We start from the raw sequence: 18000 nt of genomic DNA, 5'->3' as shown, positions 1-18000 counted from the left end.
GCTGCGCCTGATTTTTATGGGTTGTTTTCGCATGGACGCCGCCTGAAAATTAAGGCCGCACGCAGATAAGATAGCAAATCTTAAACAGTTTGTTACATGAATCAGTGAAATGTGTGAAGCATAGCGTTTTAATCAGAATTTTTAATGTGCTTCAGCGAGTTGCATAGAAGGATCGTCAGAATGAAGAAAGTGGGTGTCGTGCTGAGCGGATGTGGCGTTTACGATGGTTCAGAGATACATGAAACCGTATTAACGCTGCTGGCATTATCGCGTCAGGGGGCCGACGTTATCTGCTTCGCTCCGGATAAAACGCAGGCAGACGTGGTTAATCATCTTACCGGCGAGCCAATGGCGGAAAGCCGTAACGTGCTGATTGAAGCGGCACGTATTGTGCGCGGGGATATTCATCCGCTGGTACAGGCCGATGCGGCTGAGCTAGATGCGCTCATCGTGCCGGGCGGCTTTGGCGCGGCGAAAAACCTGAGCACGTTTGCAACGCAAGGCGCGGCGTGTCAGGTCGAGCCCGACTTAAAAGCGCTATCGCTGGCGATGCATGCGGCAGGTAAGCCGCAGGGCTTTATCTGCATTGCGCCAGCCATGCTGCCGAAGATTTTTGATTTCCCGCTGCGGCTCACGATCGGAACCGACATTGATACTGCTGAAATTGTCGAAGATATGGGCGGCGAACATGTGCCATGTCCGGTAGACGACATTGTGGTGGATGAGGACAATAAAATCGTCACCTCGCCGGCGTATATGCTGGCGCAGAACATTGCCGAGGCTGCTGCAGGCATTGAAAAGCTGGTGGACAGAGTGCTGGTTCTTACCGAATGAGCCGTAAATTATCCCCTGGCGGGTGGTTAAAACGGATCCTGCTGCGTATTGTGCTGGTCCTGGCCGTTTTTTGGGGCGGAGGCATTGCGCTGTTCAGCATCCTGCCCGTCCCGTTCTCGGCCGTGATGGCAGAGCGGCAGATTAGCGCCTGGCTCTCGGGTGATTTTGGCTATGTTGCCCACTCAGACTGGGTCGGCATGGATGAAATCTCCCCGTGGATGGGGCTGGCGGTCATTGCGGCAGAAGATCAGAAATTCCCGGAGCACTGGGGTTTTGACGTGGCGGCTATCGAGAAGGCGCTGGATCATAATGAACGTCATGAAAACCGCGTCCGCGGTGCGTCGACGCTTTCCCAGCAGACGGTAAAAAACCTGTTCTTATGGGACGGTCGCAGCTGGGTGAGAAAAGGGCTGGAGGCCGGGCTGACGCTGGGCGTCGAGACGGTGTGGAGCAAAAAACGCATTTTGACTGTTTACCTGAATATCGCGGAGTTTGGTGACGGCGTGTTTGGCGTCGAAGCGGCATCGCAGCGCTATTTTGGCAAGCCCGCCAGCAGGCTGACTATGTCCGAAGCGGCACTGCTTGCCGCCGTGCTGCCGAACCCGCTGCGTTTTAAGGCCAGCGCGCCGTCAGGCTACGTGCGAAGCCGCCAGGCGTGGATTATGCGCCAGATGCGTCAGCTGGGTGGGGAAGGGTTTATGGAGCGAAATAATCTTATGTAAAGCGGATAAGCGCAGCGCTACCCGCCGACGTGGCGAACGTTAATCTTCGTCAAACCCGGCGTTAAACAGGGCAATCACTGCCGCCAGCGCTTCTTCTTCCTGCGGGCCGGTGGCTTCAACTTCAATCTGGCGGCCTTTGGCAGAATCCAGCATCAGCAGCGCAATCACGCTGTTGGCTTCTGCCTCGGTTCCCTCATCGTTGCGCAGCAGCACCTCAGCATCAAAACCCTGCATCAGTTCAAACAGCTTCATCGCCGGGCGCGCATGCATGCCCAGCTTATTGGTGATTTCGACGGTCTGTTTTACGGTCATGTTTTGCGTTTTTCCAGCGTGCGATGACGGGACTGAACGTTCTTCCCGCGTGAGCGGAAGTAATCGGCCAGCTGTTCGGCAATGTAGACCGAACGATGTTTACCGCCGGTACAGCCAATCGCCACCGTCAGGTAGCTACGATTGTTTGTCTCCAGCATAGGTAACCATAGCTCAAGGTAGCTTCGCGTCTGGTAGATAAAATTGTGTACTTCTGTGTGTCGGTCGAGGAACGCCGCCACCGGCTTATCCAGACCGGTCATCGGACGCAGTTTCGGATCCCAGTGTGGGTTCGGCAGGAAACGCACATCAAAAACGTAATCCGCATCGATAGGGATACCGTGCTTAAAGCCGAAGGATTCAAACACCATCGTCAGTTCGCGCTCGCGCTTGCCGAGTAAGCGAGTACGCAGCATTTCCGCCAGCTCGTGGACGGACATTTCTGAAGTGTCGACAATCAGGTCGGCCCGGGAACGCAGCGGCTCAAGCAGATCGCTCTCTTTATCGATGGCGCTTTCCAGCGAAAGATTTTTACTCGAGAGCGGGTGCAAACGACGTGTATCGCTGTAACGGCGGATCAGCGTGTTGCGGTCAGCATCCAGGAACAAGAGCTGAGGCGAGAAGCACTCCGGCAGGCTGTTCATTGCCTGCTCGAAGATTTCCGGCGATTCCGGCATGTTACGCACGTCAATACTGACGGCGGCAGAGATTTGCCTGTCCGCCAGCGTCCGCGCCAGATCGGGTAACAGCACTACCGGCAGGTTATCTACGCAGTAAAATCCCATGTCTTCCAGCGCGCGCAGGGCCACGGACTTCCCGGACCCCGAACGACCGCTGACGATCATCAGCACCATGTTCCGTTTCTCCTCAGGGAAGCCGTTCTGAAGGCCCTTTCCCGATTATGCCTCATCCTGATTGCCTTCTGCTTCAGTGATAATTTGATAAAGCTCTTCATCACTTTGAGCTGAGCGCAGTCGACGACAAATGGTTTTATCCGCCAGACGTTTGGCAACCAGCGACAGCGTGTGCAGGTGGGTTTTGGTCTGATCGGCAGGAACCAGCAGCGCGAAGAGCAGATCCACAGGCTGGTTATCGATGGCGTCAAAAGCGATAGGCGTTTCCAGTTGCACAAACACCCCCACGGCACGCAGCGTATCTTCTTCCAGCTTGCCATGCGGGATCGCAATGCCATTGCCGATGCCGGTACTGCCCATTTTTTCACGGGTCAGAATGGCTTCAAACACGATCTGCGGCGGCAGACCCAGCTGTTTTGCGGCCAGCTCACTGATGATTTCCAGCGCACGTTTTTTGCTCTGGCAGTGAACGCCACTGCGGGTACAATCCTGGTTAAGGACATTGCTCAGTTGAAGAGCGGAATCGTTGTTTATCATAATTTCACCTAAGCGCTAACTGTACAAATGGCCTGTTGTGTTTCACAACAGGCCGTCCTGCACCCGTTAACTGCCCGGACAATTAGTGTTGTTTCAGTTTATCTTTATGTTTATTGAGCTGTCTCGCAAGCTTATCAATCAAGCCGTCGATAGCCGCGTACATGTCTTGCCCTTCCGCACTGGCATGAAGTTCCCCTCCGTTGACGTGCAGGGTCGCATCCGAGATATGCGTCACTTTCTCCACTTTCAACACAACATAGACCTGGTTGATCCTCTCGAAATACTGCTCGAGTTTCGCGAACTTAGCGTTTACAAAATCGCGTAAAGCCTCAGTAATTTCGACGTTATGTCCGGTGATATTGAGCTGCATAGTGTCTTCCTTATCGGTTGTGTCAAACCAGTTGTTTACGCTGGTTAGACGGCGGAATGGATAAAGACTCTCGATACTTCGCGACAGTACGGCGTGCCACCATAATACCCTGATCGGACAGCATGGTGGTTAACTTACTGTCACTGAGTGGCTTCGCGGGGTTCTCCGCGGCGATCAACTTCTTCACCAGTGCGCGAATAGCCGTTGACGAGGCTTCGCCGCCGCCTTCGGTGTTCACGTGGCTGGAGAAGAAATACTTAAGCTCAAAAATACCGCGTGGGCTGTGCAGATACTTCTGCGTGGTCACGCGGGAAATGGTTGATTCATGCATCTCGACGGCCTGGGCGATGTCCGCCAGCACCATCGGTTTCATAAATTCTTCGCCCTGCTCAAAGAATGCCTGCTGCTGTTCGACAATACAGCGGCTGACGCGCAGCAGCGTGTCATTACGGCTTTCCAGACTCTTAATCAACCAGCGTGCTTCCTGAAGGTTGCTGCGAATGTATTGATTATCAGCGTCGTTACGGGCGCTGGTGCACATGGAGGCGTATTGCTGGTTGATTTGCAGGCGAGGAATGCTGTCGGCGTTCAGTTCAACGACCCAGCGGCCATTGTGTTTTCTCACCAGCACATCAGGAATAACGTATTCCGGTTCGCTGGTCTGGATCGATTGCCCCGGACGCGGATCGAGTGACTGGATCAGATTCACCGCTTCCTTCAGCACCTCTTCTTTGAGGCGCGTGACGCGCATCAGGGTGCGGAAGTCGTGATTTGCCAGCAAATCCAGATGCTCGCTGATGATGAGCCGGGCTTCATCAATCCACGGTGTCTCTTTGGCAAACTGCGAAAGCTGGATCAGAAGGCAGTCGCGCAGATCTTTCGCGGCGACGCCAATCGGGTCGAAACGCTGAACGCGTTTCAGGACGGCTTCGATCTCTTCCAGTTCAATCTCGTCATCGCCGATGCTTTCCAGAATCTCGTCCAGCGTCACGGTCAAATAGCCCGTGTCGTCAACGGCATCGACAATCGAGGTGGCAATGGCGCGATCGGTATCGGAGAAAGGCGTCAGCTCCACCTGCCACATCAGGTAGTCCTGAAGCGACTGGGTAGTTTCGCCCTGGTAGACCGGGAGTTCATCGTCCTGGTAATCTGCACGCGTCCCGGAAGGGGTACCCGCGGTGTAGATTTCATCCCAGCTGGCATCCAGCGGCAGTTCCTCCGGCATCTCTTTCTGTTCGAGCGCATCTACGGAGTCGAGCGTTTCTGTGTCCTGCGTCTGCTGAGCGTCTACCTCGTCATGAAGATCGGTTTGCTCCAGCAGCGGATTGCTGTCCAGCGCCTGCTGGAGCTCCTGCTGGAGTTCTAACGTGGACAGCTGCAACAGACGGATTGCCTGTTGTAGCTGCGGCGTCATGGCCAGTTGCTGGCTGAGCCGTAATTGCAAACCTTGCTTCATGTTCAGAGCGTTTTTCTCCGGTTCGGCGTGACTTAACCTCTACCCTATCAGAGTCTGAAGTCTTCCCCAAGGTACACGCGTTTAACATGCTCATCTTCGAGGATTTGCTGCGGCGTACCGTGGGCAATCAGATGGCCCTGGCTCACTATGTAGGCGCGCTCACACACGGCCAGCGTTTCACGAACGTTGTGGTCCGTGATCAGCACGCCAAGCCCGCTGTCGCGCAGGTGCTCAATAATACGTTTGATATCGATAACGGAGATGGGGTCAACGCCCGCAAACGGTTCATCCAGGAGGATAAATTTCGGGTTTGCTGCCAGCGCGCGCGCAATCTCAACGCGGCGGCGTTCACCACCGGACAGCGCCTGACCGAGGCTGTCACGCAGATGTTCAATATGAAACTCTTCCATCAGCTCGTTCGCACGGTCAGTGCGCTGCTCGCTGGTCAGATCGTCACGGATCTGAAGCACGGCCATCAGGTTGTCGAACACGCTTAAGCGGCGGAAGATGGAGGCTTCCTGCGGCAGATAGCCGATGCCACGACGCGCGCGGGCATGCAGTGGCAGCAGGCTGATATCTTCATCATCGATGATGATGTTGCCGGCGTCACGCGGGACGATGCCCACCACCATGTAGAAGGTCGTGGTTTTACCCGCCCCGTTAGGGCCAAGCAAACCCACGATTTCGCCGGAGTTGACGGTCAGACTGACATCTTCGACGACGCGGCGGCCCTTATACGCTTTCGCGAGGTTTTTTGCAGTTAAAGTTGCCATAACGAATTAGTTACTCTTTTTCTGTGCCGGAGCCTGGCCGTTGTTCTTGTCCTGCAATTGCGAAGGCACAAGAACGGTCGTGACGCGTTTGCCTTTTTCACTGGAGGCCTGCATTTTCTGCTCTTTCACCAGATAAGTGATTTTGTCGCCTTTGATATTGCTGTCCAGCTGTTCCAGGTAAGCATTACCGGTCAGGATGACCAGATCCTTCGCCAGTTCATAGTGCATATGCGAGGCATGGCCTTTCACCGGCTTGCCGTTGTCCTGCATCTGGTAGAAGGTGGCCGGGTTACCATAACCATCGATAATCTCTTTGCCCTGCTCGCCGCCCGGTCGGGTAACGACCACTTTGTCGGCGTTGATTTTGATGGTGCCCTGGGTCATGACCACGTTGCCGGTAAAGGTGACGACGTTACCCTGCATATCCAGAGACTGGGTATCGGATTCAATATGAATCGGCTGTTCGGTATCGCCAGTCACAGCAAGCGCGGGAAGACTGGCCGCCAGCAGCGCGCTGGCGATAACAACTTTAAGGCTGAGTTTGTTTGTTTTGAATTTCATAGGAGGTTCTAACCTTTTCAATCAGCTCGGCGTTTTTGCTGCGTAAGTTCCCGCGCATTCTTAAACCGCTGGAATTAAATGTTGTGCCATACAGGGTGACTAAATCCTGCGACGTGACATCCTGGGTGACCAGGTTGATCTGGGCGTTATCCGTCGTAATTTTTCGCAGTTGCGCGTCAGCGGTCAGGGCGTTGACCTCAACGTGACCATACAGGTAAAGCATACGGTCATTTGTCAGTTTTGCCCGGTCAGACTTGATAGACCACGTCGGCACTTTGTCCGTATCAAAGGTGGTCATGACCGGTTGGGTAAACCACGAAGTACCGTCATCTGAAAAATATTCTACATGCTGAGCAACGAGGCGATAGTTCAGCGCGCCTTCCGGGCTATAGACCACGGTGTCGCTGTGATCGCTTTTATAGGTCGGGTCGCTCGTGTTAACCACTTCCGCTTGCGTATCTTCGCGGTCAGCGAGGTTTACGCCAATCAGTACCAGGGCGACAAGCGCAAGCAGAATGATAACCCAACGTCTGGTTTTACTCATATCGATTGCCCTTTCGCCTCATCAAGCTTGCCCTGCGCCAGCAGAAGCAGATCGCAGACTTCACGGACGGCGCCGCGGCCACCGTGAATATGGGTAACATAATCAGCACGCGGGATCAGCAGCGGGTGCGCGTCAGCCACGGCGATGCTCAGACCCACCTCCGCCATGACTGGCCAGTCGATCAAATCATCCCCGACGTATGCCACATTCTCTGGTGCAATGGCCAGTTTTCCCAACAGATCCCGGAAGGCTACCATCTTATCAGACTGCCCCTGATAGAGATGGGTAATGCCCAGCGTTTCACACCGATCTTCTACCAGTTTAGCTTTCCGCCCGGTGATGATTGCAACTTCAATACCGGACGTGAGCGCACAGCGGATACCGTAACCGTCGCGAACGTTAAAGGCTTTCAGCTCTTCGCCGTTATTGCCCATATAAATCAGACCGTCGGAGAGCACACCATCCACATCGAGGATCAGCAGGCGGATATTTTCCGCCTTTGCCATCATGTGGGCGCTCACCGGGCCATAACAGGTTGCAAGGGATGCACCCGCATTACTCATTGTCTTATCCTTCATTACACTACGCCAGCGCGCAGCAGATCATGCATATGTACCACACCCAGCAGTTGGTCGCCATCGGCAACCATCACTGAGGTAATATGACGGGACTGCATCAGGTTCAGTACATCTACCGCCAGCGTGCCCGGACGGACGCGGATCCCGCCTGGTGTCATTACATCAGCGATGCCCAGCGTTCGGACATCCACACCCATATCGAATACCCGGCGCAGGTCGCCGTCGGTGAAAATGCCCTGAATCTTCATCAGATCGTCGCAGATAACCGTCATGCCCAGGTTTTTACGGGTGATCTCCAGTAACGCGTCGCGCAAAGAGGCCTCTTTGCTGACGTGCGGGATCTCATCCCCGGTGTGCATAATATCGTTGACCCGCAGCAGCAGTTTGCGCCCGAGCGCGCCGCCGGGGTGAGACAGAGCGAAATCTTCAGGCGTAAAACCGCGGGCTTCCAGCAGCGCAACGGCAAGGGCATCGCCCATCACCAGCGCGGCGGTTGTGCTGGAGGTCGGCGCCAGCCCCAGCGGGCAGGCTTCTTTAGGCACCTTCACGCACAGGTGAATATCTGCCGCACGCGCCATGCTGCTTTCCGGGCGGCTGGTCATGCAAATCAGCGGTACGTGCAGACGCTTCAGCACCGGGATCAACGCCAGGATTTCATTCGATTCCCCGGAGTTGGACAGCGCAATAACCACGTCCTGCGGCGTAACCATGCCGAGGTCACCGTGCGCGGCTTCACCGGGATGAACGAAGAATGACGACGTGCCGGTACTGGCAAAGGTCGCCGCCATTTTGCGCCCGATATGGCCGGATTTGCCCATCCCCATCACCACGACTTTACCGGCGCAGTAGAACATCTTCTCACAGGCCAGACTAAAATCCTGATTAATGTACTGATCTAACTGCGCCAGACCTTCACGTTCAATCTCCAGAACGTCTTTGCCTGCTTTCTGAAAGTCAAAACCCGGCTGCAATTCTATTTGCGACATAATGCGTTTCCGTTTACCCAGAGAGAAGTGGCGAGAGCCAGTACAGCATCGCCAGCCATACGATAAATCCACCCGTCAGCAGCGCGCCCGCGCCTTTGCCGATCTGCTCTTTTCGCCGCCAGCAGAGCAGGGCGAAAATTACGCTGACCAGTAGCATCACACCGTAATCGCGCGTGAAGACCATAGGGTTAAACGGCCCCGGTGAGATTAATGCCGGCAGCCCCGTCACGATCGCGATATTGAAAATATTCGAGCCAATGATATTGCCGATGGCGATATCATCTTCCCCTTTACGCGCCCCGGCGATGGCGGTAGCCAGCTCTGGCAGGCTGGTACCGATGGCGATGACCGTCAGACCGATTGTCAGTTCGCTCATCGCAAACGCGTTCGCCAGCACCGTCGCGTTATCGACCACCATCCGCGTGGCCATTGGCATTATAATCAGCGCGACGCCCAGCCACAGCAGGGCGACGGGTAAGGTCCCTTCCCGTGGTAGTTCGGCGAGATGCTCACGCGTGAGGCTATCATTACCCTGTTTTTCCGCCAGACGTGCGATCTTCACGCTGTAAAGCAACCAGATCACGGCCAGGGCGAGCAGGAATATACCGTCACCGACGCTCAGCACCCCGTCATAAAGCACATAGCCTGCCAGCAGACTGACGACTAACATTAGCGGCAATTCACGACGCAAAACATCGGAATGTACGCGAAATGGATGCAGTAATGCGGCTAAGCCTAAAATCAGCAAGATATTGACGATGTTAGAGCCAATCGCAGTGCCAATAGCGAGGTCGACCTGGCCATGCAACGAGGCTGAAACAGAAACGATGATTTCAGGAAGCGATGTGCCTACACTGACCACCGTCATCCCAATAATGATGGGCGGCATGCCAATGAGTCGACAGAGAATGGATGCGGCAAAGACCAAACGGTCAGCACTGTAGACCACCAACAGTAAACCAATTATTAACAGTGCTGTTGCTAAAAGCATCAAAAGTCCTTTCTTCAGGTATACTCGCTGGTCCACTGCGCACGAATTTTAGCGCCAGATGAAGTCTGAGACGTGACGAATTCCTAATTTTGACTTTATGCGCCGGAAAAGTAAAACAAATGCCAGCTTTCGCTAACCCCAATAGTGAATATTCTGTAAAAATGCGGGGTTTAGGGCTGATTTACGCTTCATGCCAGCAGTGAAGCAAGGTAAGTAAGGAACCATAAATGAGCCAAACGATGGCGAATATAGTCGATGTCCGGGGCGTCAGTTTTTCTCGCGGCAACCGGGTGATATTTGATGATATTTCGCTGACCGTGCCGCGCGGTAAAATCACCGCCATCATGGGGCCGTCAGGGATCGGTAAAACGACGTTGCTGCGTCTTATCGGCGGGCAAATCCCCCCTGATAGCGGCGAAATTCTCTTCGACGGTGAAAACGTCCCGGAGATGTCTCGCTCGCGCCTCTACACGGTTCGCAAACGAATGAGCATGCTCTTTCAGTCGGGTGCGCTATTCACCGATATGAACGTATTTGACAACGTGGCCTATCCGCTGCGTGAGCACACCCATCTTCCTCCTGCGCTGTTGCACAGCACGGTGATGATGAAGCTCGAAGCTGTGGGGTTGCGGGGGGCTGCGAAACTTATGCCGTCCGAACTCTCGGGTGGGATGGCGCGCCGCGCCGCGCTGGCGCGTGCTATTGCCCTGGAACCCGATTTAATCATGTTCGATGAACCGTTCGTTGGGCAGGACCCTATCACCATGGGCGTGCTGGTGAAGTTAATCTCGGAGCTGAACAGCGCCCTTGGCGTCACCTGCGTGGTGGTTTCCCACGACGTGCCGGAAGTGCTGAGCATTGCTGATTACGCCTATATTGTGGCTGACAAAAAGATCGTCGCCCACGGCAGCGCTCAGGCGTTGCAGGAGAATGGCGATCCGCGCGTGCGGCAGTTCCTGGACGGTATCGCAGATGGGCCGGTGCCTTTCCGCTATCCGGCGGGCGACTATCATGACGATTTACTGGGAATAGGGAGTTAATCCACTCATGCTGTTAAATGCGTTGGCGGGTCTTGGACACCGTGGCCTAAAAACCATCAGTACGTTCGGGCGTGCCGGATTAATGTTGTTCAACGCGCTGGTTGGCAAACCGGAGTTCCGCAAGCATGCGCCGTTACTGGTGCGGCAGCTTTATAACGTCGGCGTGCTGTCGATGCTTATCATCATCGTGTCGGGTCTGTTTATTGGCATGGTGCTGGGGTTGCAGGGGTATCTGGTGCTGACAACCTACAGCGCGGAAACCAGCCTTGGCATGCTGGTGGCGCTCTCGCTGCTGCGTGAACTCGGGCCGGTTGTAGCAGCGCTGCTGTTCGCCGGGCGTGCCGGATCAGCGCTGACGGCTGAAATTGGCCTGATGCGCGCCACAGAGCAGCTCTCCAGTATGGAGATGATGGCGGTCGATCCGCTGCGCCGGGTGATCTCGCCGCGCTTCTGGGCCGGGGTTATCTCCTTGCCGTTACTGACTATCCTCTTTGTGGCGGTAGGTATCTGGGGAGGCGCGCTGGTTGGCGTCAACTGGAAAGGCATTGATGCCGGGTTCTTCTGGTCTGCCATGCAGGACGCCATCGATCTGCGGATGGATCTGGTGAACTGTCTGATCAAGAGCGTGGTTTTCGCTGTGACGGTTACCTGGATTGCGTTGTTTAATGGTTACGATGCCATTCCGACGTCGGCGGGCATTAGCCGTGCAACGACGCGTACTGTCGTACATTCGTCGCTGGCCGTTTTAGGTCTGGATTTTGTGCTCACCGCACTGATGTTTGGGAATTGAGTTCATGCAAACGAGAAAAAATGAAATTTGGGTTGGCGTGTTTTTGCTTCTGGCGCTGCTGGCCGCGCTGTTTATCTGCCTGCGCGCGGCGGACATCACCTCTGTTCGCACCGAGCCGACGTATCGCGTCTACGCGACTTTCGATAATATCGGCGGCCTGAAGGCGCGCTCACCGGTCCGTATTGGTGGCGTCGTTATTGGACGTGTCGCTGACATTACGCTTGATGAGAAAACCTATCTGCCGCGCGTCGCAATGGATATCGAAGAACGCTATAACCACATTCCTGACACCAGCTCGCTCTCTATCCGCACCTCTGGCCTGCTGGGGGAGCAATATCTGGCCCTTAACGTTGGTTTTGAAGATCCTGAGCTGGGAACGTCTATCCTTAAAGACGGTAGCGTAATCCAGGATACCAAGTCAGCGATGGTGCTGGAAGATATGATTGGTCAGTTCCTTTACAACAGTAAAGGGGATGATAAAAAGTCTGACGATGCCCCTGCGCAGAGTGAAGACCACACCAACGTCGAACCGACGCCAGGCGCGACGAATTAATTTCAGGAGAAGTCATTCATGTTTAAACGACTGTTAATGGTTGCCATGCTGGTCATTGCCCCTCTAACCGCGGCGCACGCTGCGGATCAGAGTAACCCGTACAAACTGATGGATGAGGCCGCGAAGAAAACCTTCGACCGTCTTAAAAACGAACAGCCCAAAATCCGTTCTAACCCTGATTATCTGCGTGATGTGGTGGATCAGGAACTGCTGCCGTATGTGCAGATCAAGTACGCGGGCGCACTGGTGCTGGGCCGTTACTACAAAGACGCGACCCCGGCGCAGCGCGAGGCTTACTTTGCGGCGTTCCGTGAATACCTGAAACAGGCTTACGGCCAGGCGCTGGCGATGTACCACGGGCAGACCTATCAGATTGCCCCTGAACAGCCGCTGGGCGATGCCACCATCATTCCTATCCGCGTGACGATTATCGATCCAAACGGTCGTCCACCGGTACGCCTGGACTTCCAGTGGCGTAAAAACAGCCAGACCGGAAACTGGCAGGCGTACGACATGATCGCTGAAGGCGTCAGCATGATCACCACTAAACAGAACGAGTGGAGCGATCTGCTGCGCACCAAAGGCATCGATGGCCTGACGGCTCAGCTTCAGTCCATCTCTCGTCAGAAAATTACCCTGGACGAGAAGAAGTAATGTCACAGCAGCTTAGCTGGGCGCGTGACGACGAGACGTTGACGCTGACGGGAGAGCTGGATCAGGATCTGCTTAACCCGCTGTGGGACGCTCGCCATAACGCGATGCAGGGCGTGACGTTGATTGATCTCCATGGCGTCACGCGGGTAGATACCGCCGGTATCGCCCTGCTGGCGCACCTGGTGGCCACGGGCAAAAAGCAGGGGAGTAGCGTCACCCTGACGGGGGTAAGCGATAATGTCGTAACCCTTGCACAGCTTTACAATTTGCCTGAAGACGTATTACCCCGCTAACTTTTTCAGTACGTTACTTCCGAAAGCCCCGACAGTTTACGCGTCGGGGCTTTTTGCTTGTTTAAGACCGCGCCACTTTGCTCTAAGATGTTGAGCTTGTTTTCACTATCAGATGATGTAGACCCCATGGAAAATAATGAAATCCAGACAGTGCTGATGAATGCACTCTCCCTTCAGGAAGCCCACGTCTCTGGCGATGGCAGTCACTTCCAGGTTATTGCTGTGGGTGAGATGTTCGACGGAATGAGTCGCGTGAAGAAACAGCAGGCTGTGTACGCGCCGCTGATGGAATACATTGCGGATAACCGCATCCACGCCCTGTCGATTAAAGCGTTCACCCCACAGGAGTGGGCACGCGATCGCAAACTAAACGGTTTTTGAGCTGAGGGCAAAGCGCCCGCAGCACGGTTGAATTTATAAGAGAGCAAACGATGGATAAATTTCGTGTACAGGGACCCACGCGTCTCCAGGGCGAAGTCACAATTTCTGGCGCTAAAAACGCCGCGCTGCCCATTCTTTTCGCTGCGCTGCTCGCAGAAGAGCCGGTAGAGATCCAGAACGTACCGAAGCTGAAAGATATCGACACGACCATGAAGTTGCTCGGCCAGTTGGGCACCAAAGTGGAGCGTAACGGTTCCGTCTGGATCGATGCCAGCAACGTGAACAACTTCTCAGCGCCGTATGAGCTGGTGAAAACCATGCGTGCTTCCATCTGGGCGCTTGGCCCGCTGGTGGCGCGTTTCGGTCAGGGACAGGTTTCACTGCCGGGCGGATGCGCTATCGGCGCCCGTCCAGTCGACCTGCATATCTTCGGTCTGGAAAAGCTGGGCGCGGAGATCAAGCTGGAAGAGGGGTACGTTAAAGCGTCCGTCAATGGTCGCCTGAAAGGCGCGCACATTGTCATGGACAAAGTGAGCGTGGGCGCAACGGTAACCATCATGTCGGCTGCTACGCTGGCAGAAGGCACTACCATCATCGAAAACGCCGCCCGAGAGCCGGAAATCGTGGATACCGCGAACTTCCTGGTCGCGCTGGGGGCGAAGATCAGCGGGCAGGGCACAGACCGTATCACCATCGAAGGCGTTGAACGTCTGGGTGGTGGTGTGTACCGCGTACTGCCAGACCGTATCGAAACCGGTACTTTCCTGGTAGCGGCTGCCATTTCTGGCGGTAAGATTGTTTGTCGTAACGCACAACCGGATACCCTGGATGCGGTACTGGCGAAACTGCGCGATGCGGGTGCGGACATTGAAATCGGTGAAGACTGGATCAGCCTCGATATGCACGGGCAGCGTCCTAAAGCCGTTAACGTGCGCACTGCGCCACATCCGGCATTCCCGACGGATATGCAGGCACAGTTCACCCTGTTGAACCTGGTGGCCGAAGGCACAGGCTTCATCACGGAAACTATCTTCGAAAACCGTTTCATGCACGTACCGGAACTGATCCGTATGGGTGCGCATGCTGAGATTGAAAGCAACACGGTCATTTGCCACGGCGTTGAAAAACTGTCCGGTGCGCAGGTGATGGCGACCGATCTGCGCGCGTCTGCGAGCCTCGTACTGGCAGGTTGTATTGCAGAAGGGACTACCGTTGTCGATCGTATCTACCACATCGATCGTGGTTACGAGCGTATTGAAGACAAACTGCGCGCGCTGGGTGCGAATATCGAGCGTGTGAAGGGCGAGTAATCGTTCCGGCACCCCCCTGCCAGAACAGGCCGGGGGATTGCTGTTCCTGTAAATCCGGGTGCATCAGTCCTGATGTGCTTTCTTCGCTTTGCTCTGGCGCATCATGCGCGTTCTGTCGATAAATTCATGGGTAATGGGATCGTGATAGCGTGACGGCCATATCACCCACGGATGCGTATCCAGCGCCGTCGCAATAATCAGTTCCCCCTTCGGCCATGGGCGGGTCAGGGCGTTTGCCAGCGTCGACGAGCTCAGCCCATGACGACGTGATTCGGCAGCCAGCGATGTCCCTTTTTTACGCAGTGCCGCAATAATGTCAGCAGAATGCCAGTCGATGAATTTTGTATCCATAATGCTGTCCTTGTGTTCGTTATCGTCCACGTCGTTTCGTGTGAAAAGACAGCATTACTATACTCACTGCGAACATCTGTTCTAAAAAGTTCATGTTACGAGAAGCAATATTCAGAATAAGGCACGGCTTTATACATACGGCCTGTAACCTGATGAGCTTACGCGTAAATGTAATTTATTGGTGCGTACTGGAACCTCCCTACGAGATCGCAGGGAGATGAGGAAGAGATTAACGGTCGCGCTGGACGGCGATGTGCGCGAGGCCGATTAGCGCATCACGCCATGGGCTGTCGGGAATGACCTGAATTGCGGCGATGGCTTTGTCTGCTTCTTCTTCAGCACGCTGACGCGTCCATTCAAGGGAACCACAGATGGCCATTGTTTCCAGTACCGGGTCCAGAAGATGGCGACCATTTCCCTGCTCGATAGCCTCCCGGATCATTTTCGCCTGCTCTGGTGTGCCATTGCGCATCGCGTGGAGCAGCGGCAGCGTTGGCTTGCCTTCGTTCAGGTCATCGCCAACGTTTTTACCGAGCGTTTCGCCATCCGCGCTGTAGTCCAGCAAATCATCAATCAGCTGGAACGCGGTGCCGAGGTAACGGCCGTAGTCCTGAAGCCCTTTTTCCTGAGCTTCGCTACAGCCTGCCAGAATGCCGGAGCACTGCGCGGCGGCTTCAAACAGACGTGCGGTCTTGCTGTAAATCACCCGCATATAGTTTTCTTCGGTGATATCCGGGTCGTTGACGTTCATCAACTGTAGGACTTCGCCTTCAGCGATAACGTTTACGGCTTCTGACATCACTTCCAGCACCTTCAGCGAGCCAAGGCTGGTCATCATCTGGAAGGCTCGGGTATAGATAAAATCCCCTACCAGAACGCTTGCCGCATTACCAAACGCGGCATTGGCGGTGGCTTTGCCACGACGCATGTCTGATTCATCCACAACATCGTCATGAAGCAGGGTGGCGGTGTGGATAAATTCGATCAGCGCCGCGATCGTGACGTGGGCATTTCCCTGATAGCCAACCGCGCGTGCGGCCAGAATGGCAATCATCGGACGAATACGTTTACCGCCGCCGCTGACGATGTAATAGCCCAACTGATTGATCAGCTGAACGTCAGAGTTGAGTTGCTCCAGGATTGCTGCATTCACACCCGCCATATCTTGCGCGGTTAACTCATTGATTTTTTCTAAATTCATCGCAAAAGCCGGGCTTTTTATCCTGTTTATCCCACACGAGATGGGTACACAAAGGGTTTCGGTTTATAAATAGTATTGCTGATTGTACTGAAAAAATGGCTCAGATAAACGTTACCGTACGTGTTGTGTTTTTTTTCTTCATGTATTGATGGTAGCACTTGTCAAAGGCTCGCGTTTTGCGTAATATTCGCGCCCTATTGTGAATATTTATAGCGCACTCTGAATCATACGAGGATGTGCGCGGAAGCGGAGTTTATATGTACGCGGTTTTCCAAAGTGGTGGTAAACAACACCGAGTAAGCGAAGGTCAGACCGTTCGCCTGGAAAAGCTGGACATCGCAACTGGCGAATCTGTTGAGTTCGCTGAAGTTCTGATGATCGCAAACGGTGAAGAAGTCAAAATCGGCGTTCCTTTCGTTGATGGCGGCGTTATCAAAGCTGAAGTTGTTGCTCACGGTCGTGGCGAGAAAGTTAAAATCGTTAAGTTTCGTCGTCGTAAACACTATCGTAAGCAGCAGGGCCACCGTCAGTGGTTCACTGATGTGAAAATTACTGGCATCAGCGCCTAAGACCTGAGGAGAGATTTAAATGGCACATAAAAAGGCTGGCGGCTCCACACGTAACGGTCGCGATTCAGAAGCTAAACGCCTGGGCGTTAAGCGTTTCGGTGGCGAATCCGTTCTGGCGGGTAGCATCATCGTTCGTCAGCGTGGCACCAAGTTCCACGCGGGTACCAACGTAGGTTGCGGTCGTGACCACACTCTGTTTGCTAAAGCAGACGGTAAAGTGAAATTTGAAGTTAAAGGCCCGAACAACCGTAAATACATCAGCATCGTTGCTGAGTAAGGTTTTCTCGGTCCGGTAACGGATTAAAGCCCCGCAACGTGTTGCGGGGCTTTTTACATTGGAAACCCGGAAAATTTTCTGTAGGGAAAACGGGCATGAAGCAGCAGGCCGGCATTGGTATTCTTTTGGCGCTCACTACCGCGATGTGCTGGGGTGCACTGCCAATTGCAATGAAGCAGGTACTGGAAGTGATGGAACCGCCCACGGTGGTGTTTTATCGCTTCCTGATGGCAAGTATAGGCCTGGGCGCCATTCTGGCCGTCAAAGGTAAGCTGCCACCGCTGCGCATCTTCCGAAAACCGCGCTGGCTGGTGTTACTGGCTATCGCGACGGGCGGTCTGTTCGGTAACTTCATTCTGTTCAGCTCTTCCCTGCAATATCTTAGCCCTACAGCGTCGCAGGTGATTGGTCAGCTATCACCGGTCGGCATGATGGTCGCCAGCGTATTCATCCTCAAGGAGAAGATGCGCGGTACGCAGATCATCGGGGCAAGCATGCTGCTTTGCGGTCTGGTGATGTTCTTTAACACCAGTCTGATCGAGATTTTTACCCGCCTGACGGATTACACCTGGGGTGTCATTTTTGGGGTGGGTGCAGCAACGGTCTGGGTGAGTTATGGCGTCGCGCAAAAGGTGTTATTGCGTCGTCTTGCCTCACAGCAGATCCTCTTTTTGCTGTACACTTTGTGTACACTGGCATTATTGCCGTTAGCTAAGCCGGGGGTGATTACCCAGCTCAGCGACTGGCAACTGGCGTGCCTCATTTTTTGTGGGCTGAACACGCTGGTCGGTTATGGCGCGCTGGCTGAAGCCATGGCGCGCTGGCAGGCAGCACAGGTGAGCGCCTTAATCACGCTTACCCCGCTGTTTACGCTGTTATTTTCAGATTTGTTATCAATGGCCTGGCCCGATGTCTTCGTCAAGCCGATGCTCAACCTGTTGGGTTATCTCGGTGCGTTTGTCGTGGTTGCGGGCGCGATGTATTCCGCCATTGGTCATCGTCTCTGGGGGCGTTGGCGCAAAAATGAAGCGGTTGTAATAGTCCCCCGCTCAGGCGAATGAGTTAC

25 protein-coding genes are annotated in these 18000 nt (G+C 54.5%); 12 read left to right on the top strand and 13 right to left on the bottom strand.

Going from position 1 to position 18000, the window contains the following annotated elements; translation table 11 throughout:
• Positions 1 to 180: 180 nt before the first annotated feature.
• Together elbB and mtgA are read left to right on the top strand one after the other, a co-directional pair.
• The gene (elbB, locus tag IPZ49_RS16710; protein ID WP_023298722.1) at positions 181 to 834 is read left to right on the top strand and encodes an isoprenoid biosynthesis glyoxalase ElbB; all 654 of its coding nucleotides are present in this window, start codon (positions 181 to 183) and stop codon (positions 832 to 834) included.
• Entirely contained in the window at positions 831 to 1556 is a 726-nt protein-coding gene (mtgA, locus tag IPZ49_RS16705; protein ID WP_023298721.1) for a monofunctional biosynthetic peptidoglycan transglycosylase, read from the top strand. Before elbB ends, mtgA begins: the two co-directional genes overlap by 4 nt.
• Positions 1557 to 1595: 39 nt before the next feature.
• On the opposite strand, the gene npr is transcribed toward mtgA, so the two are convergent.
• The 11 genes from npr to IPZ49_RS16650 form a co-directional block, all read right to left on the bottom strand.
• The gene (gene npr / locus IPZ49_RS16700) at positions 1596 to 1868 is read right to left on the bottom strand and encodes a PTS phosphocarrier protein NPr (protein WP_003861872.1); all 273 of its coding nucleotides are present in this window, start codon (positions 1866 to 1868) and stop codon (positions 1596 to 1598) included.
• Positions 1865 to 2719, bottom strand: a complete 855-nt coding sequence (gene rapZ, locus IPZ49_RS16695) for an RNase adapter RapZ (RefSeq protein ID WP_003861870.1) — start codon at positions 2717 to 2719, stop codon at positions 1865 to 1867. Before rapZ ends, npr begins: the two co-directional genes overlap by 4 nt.
• A gap of 45 nt (positions 2720 to 2764) precedes the next feature.
• Positions 2765 to 3256 (bottom strand): PTS IIA-like nitrogen regulatory protein PtsN, encoded by a 492-nt coding sequence (gene ptsN, locus IPZ49_RS16690; protein ID WP_003861869.1) that lies wholly within the window; start codon positions 3254 to 3256, stop codon positions 2765 to 2767.
• An 82-nt stretch (positions 3257 to 3338) separates the two neighbouring features.
• Entirely contained in the window at positions 3339 to 3626 is a 288-nt protein-coding gene (gene hpf / locus IPZ49_RS16685) for a ribosome hibernation promoting factor (protein ID WP_014171818.1), read from the bottom strand.
• Between the two features lie 22 nt (positions 3627 to 3648).
• On the bottom strand, positions 3649 to 5082 hold the full coding sequence (gene rpoN / locus IPZ49_RS16680) for an RNA polymerase factor sigma-54 (RefSeq protein ID WP_022649530.1): 1434 nt from the start codon (positions 5080 to 5082) through the stop codon (positions 3649 to 3651).
• 47 nt (positions 5083 to 5129) lie between these two features.
• Positions 5130 to 5855: an LPS export ABC transporter ATP-binding protein gene (lptB, locus tag IPZ49_RS16675; RefSeq protein WP_003861862.1), complete on the bottom strand. Its 726-nt coding sequence runs from the start codon at positions 5853 to 5855 to the stop codon at positions 5130 to 5132.
• Between the two features lie 6 nt (positions 5856 to 5861).
• Positions 5862 to 6416, bottom strand: a complete 555-nt coding sequence (lptA, locus tag IPZ49_RS16670; RefSeq protein WP_006812136.1) for a lipopolysaccharide ABC transporter substrate-binding protein LptA — start codon at positions 6414 to 6416, stop codon at positions 5862 to 5864.
• A complete protein-coding gene (gene lptC / locus IPZ49_RS16665) occupies positions 6385 to 6960 on the bottom strand; it encodes an LPS export ABC transporter periplasmic protein LptC (RefSeq protein WP_022649529.1) in 576 nt (191 codons plus the stop codon). Before lptC ends, lptA begins: the two co-directional genes overlap by 32 nt.
• Complete coding sequence (gene kdsC / locus IPZ49_RS16660; RefSeq protein WP_017382729.1) at positions 6957 to 7523, bottom strand: 3-deoxy-manno-octulosonate-8-phosphatase KdsC; 567 nt, start codon at positions 7521 to 7523, stop codon at positions 6957 to 6959. Before kdsC ends, lptC begins: the two co-directional genes overlap by 4 nt.
• Positions 7524 to 7537: 14 nt before the next feature.
• Positions 7538 to 8524: an arabinose-5-phosphate isomerase KdsD gene (gene kdsD / locus IPZ49_RS16655; protein WP_003861853.1), complete on the bottom strand. Its 987-nt coding sequence runs from the start codon at positions 8522 to 8524 to the stop codon at positions 7538 to 7540.
• Positions 8525 to 8537: 13 nt separating this feature from the next.
• Entirely contained in the window at positions 8538 to 9515 is a 978-nt protein-coding gene (locus IPZ49_RS16650) for a calcium/sodium antiporter (RefSeq protein WP_003861852.1), read from the bottom strand.
• Between the two features lie 227 nt (positions 9516 to 9742).
• Here IPZ49_RS16650 and mlaF point away from each other — a divergent pair, with 227 nt between their 5' ends.
• The 7 genes from mlaF to murA all read left to right on the top strand — a co-directional run bounded on the left by mlaF (position 9743) and on the right by murA (position 14536).
• On the top strand, positions 9743 to 10555 hold the full coding sequence (gene mlaF / locus IPZ49_RS16645; protein ID WP_022649527.1) for a phospholipid ABC transporter ATP-binding protein MlaF: 813 nt from the start codon (positions 9743 to 9745) through the stop codon (positions 10553 to 10555).
• 7 nt (positions 10556 to 10562) lie between these two features.
• Entirely contained in the window at positions 10563 to 11345 is a 783-nt protein-coding gene (gene mlaE, locus IPZ49_RS16640) for a lipid asymmetry maintenance ABC transporter permease subunit MlaE (protein WP_003861848.1), read from the top strand.
• Between the two features lie 4 nt (positions 11346 to 11349).
• Positions 11350 to 11898 carry an outer membrane lipid asymmetry maintenance protein MlaD gene (gene mlaD / locus IPZ49_RS16635; protein ID WP_022649526.1) on the top strand — a complete coding sequence of 183 codons (549 nt, stop codon included), beginning with the start codon at positions 11350 to 11352 and terminating at the stop codon, positions 11896 to 11898.
• 18 nt (positions 11899 to 11916) lie between these two features.
• On the top strand, positions 11917 to 12552 hold the full coding sequence (mlaC, locus tag IPZ49_RS16630) for a phospholipid-binding protein MlaC (RefSeq protein ID WP_006812130.1): 636 nt from the start codon (positions 11917 to 11919) through the stop codon (positions 12550 to 12552).
• On the top strand, positions 12552 to 12845 hold the full coding sequence (gene mlaB / locus IPZ49_RS16625) for a lipid asymmetry maintenance protein MlaB (RefSeq protein WP_063146519.1): 294 nt from the start codon (positions 12552 to 12554) through the stop codon (positions 12843 to 12845). Before mlaC ends, mlaB begins: the two co-directional genes overlap by 1 nt.
• 126 nt (positions 12846 to 12971) lie before the next feature.
• Entirely contained in the window at positions 12972 to 13226 is a 255-nt protein-coding gene (ibaG, locus tag IPZ49_RS16620) for a BolA family iron metabolism protein IbaG (RefSeq protein ID WP_003861840.1), read from the top strand.
• Positions 13227 to 13276: 50 nt separating this feature from the next.
• The gene (murA, locus tag IPZ49_RS16615) at positions 13277 to 14536 is read left to right on the top strand and encodes a UDP-N-acetylglucosamine 1-carboxyvinyltransferase (protein WP_006812128.1); all 1260 of its coding nucleotides are present in this window, start codon (positions 13277 to 13279) and stop codon (positions 14534 to 14536) included.
• Between the two features lie 63 nt (positions 14537 to 14599).
• On the opposite strand, the gene sfsB is transcribed toward murA, so the two are convergent.
• Positions 14600 to 14887 carry a DNA-binding transcriptional regulator SfsB gene (sfsB, locus tag IPZ49_RS16610; protein WP_022649524.1) on the bottom strand — a complete coding sequence of 96 codons (288 nt, stop codon included), beginning with the start codon at positions 14885 to 14887 and terminating at the stop codon, positions 14600 to 14602.
• A gap of 229 nt (positions 14888 to 15116) precedes the next feature.
• Complete coding sequence (gene ispB, locus IPZ49_RS16605) at positions 15117 to 16088, bottom strand: octaprenyl diphosphate synthase (RefSeq protein WP_063146520.1); 972 nt, start codon at positions 16086 to 16088, stop codon at positions 15117 to 15119.
• A gap of 257 nt (positions 16089 to 16345) precedes the next feature.
• Between ispB and rplU the strand changes: the two genes are divergently transcribed.
• The 3 genes from rplU (at position 16346) to IPZ49_RS16590 (ending at position 17995) form a co-directional block, all read left to right on the top strand.
• The gene (rplU, locus tag IPZ49_RS16600) at positions 16346 to 16657 is read left to right on the top strand and encodes a 50S ribosomal protein L21 (protein ID WP_003025032.1); all 312 of its coding nucleotides are present in this window, start codon (positions 16346 to 16348) and stop codon (positions 16655 to 16657) included.
• A 19-nt stretch (positions 16658 to 16676) separates the two neighbouring features.
• Positions 16677 to 16934, top strand: coding sequence for a 50S ribosomal protein L27 (gene rpmA / locus IPZ49_RS16595; protein WP_003861831.1), 258 nt, complete (start codon positions 16677 to 16679; stop codon positions 16932 to 16934).
• A 95-nt stretch (positions 16935 to 17029) separates the two neighbouring features.
• Complete coding sequence (locus tag IPZ49_RS16590) at positions 17030 to 17995, top strand: DMT family transporter (protein WP_003861826.1); 966 nt, start codon at positions 17030 to 17032, stop codon at positions 17993 to 17995.
• Positions 17996 to 18000: the final 5 nt, after the last annotated feature.

The sequence above is a fragment of the Enterobacter cloacae complex sp. S2 genome, assembly GCF_015159675.1.
Classification (GTDB): domain Bacteria; phylum Pseudomonadota; class Gammaproteobacteria; order Enterobacterales; family Enterobacteriaceae; genus Enterobacter; species Enterobacter intestinihominis.
This window is presented reverse-complemented; position numbering and strand designations above follow the sequence as displayed.